The organism is Vibrio sp. 10N.222.46.A1 (assembly GCF_041473595.1).
GTDB lineage: Bacteria > Pseudomonadota > Gammaproteobacteria > Enterobacterales > Vibrionaceae > Vibrio > Vibrio tasmaniensis_A.
Genome location: NZ_JBFRSN010000117.1, coordinates 1 through 2662 on the forward strand (window position 1 = coordinate 1; position 2662 = coordinate 2662).

General features: G+C 46.2%; 2 protein-coding genes. One reads left to right on the plus strand and one right to left on the minus strand.

Translation table 11 applies throughout. The annotated features are described in order from the left end of the window. Nucleotides 1–1050, minus strand: a 1050-nt coding sequence (locus AB4496_RS04295) for a thiamine pyrophosphate-dependent enzyme (protein ID WP_372130627.1), incomplete at its 3' end; no start/stop codon positions are given. A 377-nt stretch (nucleotides 1051–1427) separates the two neighbouring features. On the opposite strand from AB4496_RS04295, the gene metK reads away from it, so the two are divergent. Beyond that, on the plus strand, nucleotides 1428–2579 hold the full coding sequence (gene metK, locus AB4496_RS04300; RefSeq protein ID WP_009847676.1) for a methionine adenosyltransferase: 1152 nt from the start codon (nucleotides 1428–1430) through the stop codon (nucleotides 2577–2579). Nucleotides 2580–2662 lie beyond the last annotated feature (83 nt).

Here is a 2662-nt window from a genome sequence, read left to right on the forward strand (position 1 = left end):
GTTAGCTTGAAGATCAGCAATGATTGCGTTTGCTTTCTCTTCCCACTCAGCTGGAAGATCGCCATTAGTACGACGTTTGAATTCAGCTGCTAGCTCAGGGTGAGCCGCTGCGTATGCGTCAAACTTAGCATTCCACGCTGCTTCTTTCGCTGCGCCTGCTTCTTTCGCATTCCACTCAGCTGCGATATCAGCTGGAATTTCGAAAGGACCGTGTTCCCAGCCCAGTGCCGCTTTAGTTGCTGTGATTTCATCAGCACCTAGTGGAGCACCGTGACAGTCGTGCGTACCCGCTTTATTTGGTGAACCAAAACCGATAATAGTCTTAGTACAGATAAGTGTAGGACGAGGATCCGCTTTAGCTGCTTCGATAGCCGCGTTGATAGCGTCAGCATCGTGACCATCAACGGCTGGGATTACGTGCCAGCCGTATGCTTCAAAACGCTTAGGTGTATCGTCAGAGAACCAACCTTCAACTTCGCCATCGATAGAGATGCCGTTGTCATCCCAGAAAGCAACCAGCTTACCAAGACCTAGCGTACCCGCTAGAGAACATGCTTCGTGAGAAATACCTTCCATCAGACAACCATCACCCATGAACGCATAAGTGAAGTGATCGACGATGTCGTGGCCTTCTTTGTTGAACTGTGCAGCCAATGATTTTTCAGCCATCGCCATACCAACAGCGTTGGTGATGCCTTGACCTAAAGGACCCGTCGTTGTCTCGATACCAGGAGCGTAGCCGTACTCTGGGTGACCTGGAGTCTTAGAGTGCAGTTGACGGAAGTTTTTTAGGTCTTCAATTGAAAGCTCGTAACCTGCTAAGTGAAGCAGAGAGTAAATCAGCATAGAACCATGACCGTTAGACAGGATAAAACGGTCACGGTCAGCCCACTCTGGGTTTGCTGGGTTATGGTTCAAGTGGCCACGCCAAAGAACTTCAGCGATGTCAGCCATACCCATAGGTGCGCCTGGGTGGCCTGAGTTTGCTTGTTGAACACCGTCCATGCTAAGTGCGCGGATTGCATTGGCTAGATCTTTACGAGAAGGCATGTCTGCTCCTGGATACATAAGCGATTTAAAAAAGAGATAGATGCTAAAGTTTTCATTTTTATTAGCGCGGGTATTCTCTCAAACGACTATAGCGACTGCAAACGTTTTACTGGTACTTTAACGGTCATTTTCCGCAATTTTCGATCATTTACACCACTTAACAATGGCTTCCCCCTACCAACACGCAAACGTTTAGTTATGACATATCCTAAAAAAGAGCTTGTAATTCGACCGTTGGAATTTAAAATAGCCGTCTAGATGTAGAAACACCTACAAAATATACTGTATTGAATGGCGGCGCTTTCTTGATTGCGACGGCATAAATTATTTGCATTTAACTATTTGCAACTAAAAACTAAACTAAAAGTGGAGCTCTCATGGCTAAGCACCTATTCACTTCTGAATCTGTTTCAGAAGGCCATCCAGATAAAATTGCAGACCAAATCTCAGATGCTGTTCTTGATGCCATCATTGAACAAGATCCAAAAGCACGTGTTGCTTGTGAGACTTACGTAAAAACCGGCATGGTTATGGTTGGCGGTGAAGTAACCACGTCTGCATGGGTTGATATCGAAGAAATCACTCGTGAAACAGTTCGTGAAATTGGTTACGTTCATTCTGATATGGGCTTTGACGCTGACTCTTGTGCAGTACTAAACACAATTGGTAAGCAGTCTCCAGACATCAACCAAGGTGTTGATAAAGCCGATCCTAAAGATCAAGGCGCAGGCGACCAAGGTATCATGTTTGGTTACGCGACTAACGAAACACCAATCCTAATGCCAGCTCCAATTACTTACTCTCACCTTCTTGTTAAGAAGCAAGCTGAAGTACGTAAGAGCGGCAAGCTTGACTTCCTTCGCCCAGATGCGAAATCTCAAGTAACGTTCCAATACGACCAAGGTAAGATCGTTGGTATCGACGCTGTTGTTCTTTCAACTCAACACTGTGATTCAGTAACAACACCTGACCTACGTGAAGCGGTAATGGAAGAGATCATCAAGCCAGTACTTCCTGCTGAGTGGATCAACAAAGACACTAACTTCTTCATCAACCCAACAGGCCGTTTCGTAATCGGTGGCCCAATGGGTGACTGTGGTCTAACAGGTCGTAAGATCATCGTTGATACCTACGGCGGCGCAGCTCGTCACGGTGGTGGTGCATTCTCTGGTAAAGATCCATCAAAAGTTGACCGTTCTGCAGCTTACGCAGCTCGTTACGTTGCGAAAAACATCGTTGCTGCTGGTATGGCTGACCGTTGTGAGATTCAACTGTCTTACGCTATCGGTGTTGCAGATCCAACATCTATCATGGTTGAAACGTTTGGTACTGAGAAAGTAGCGCACGAAATCATCATTGAAGCAGTTCGTCAAAACTTCGACCTACGTCCATACGGTCTTCAAGAGATGCTGAACCTTCTTCAACCTATCTACAAGCAGACTGCTGCATACGGCCACTTCGGTCGCGAAGAGTTCCCTTGGGAAGCAACTGACAAAGCCGCTATCCTTGCGGACTTCGCAGGCCTGTAAGCATTACGCAACACGCTTAGCTGAAACGTAATTTTAAAAGCCTCTGTTCTCAGAGGCTTTTTTCTTTCTATTCTTCTATTCTT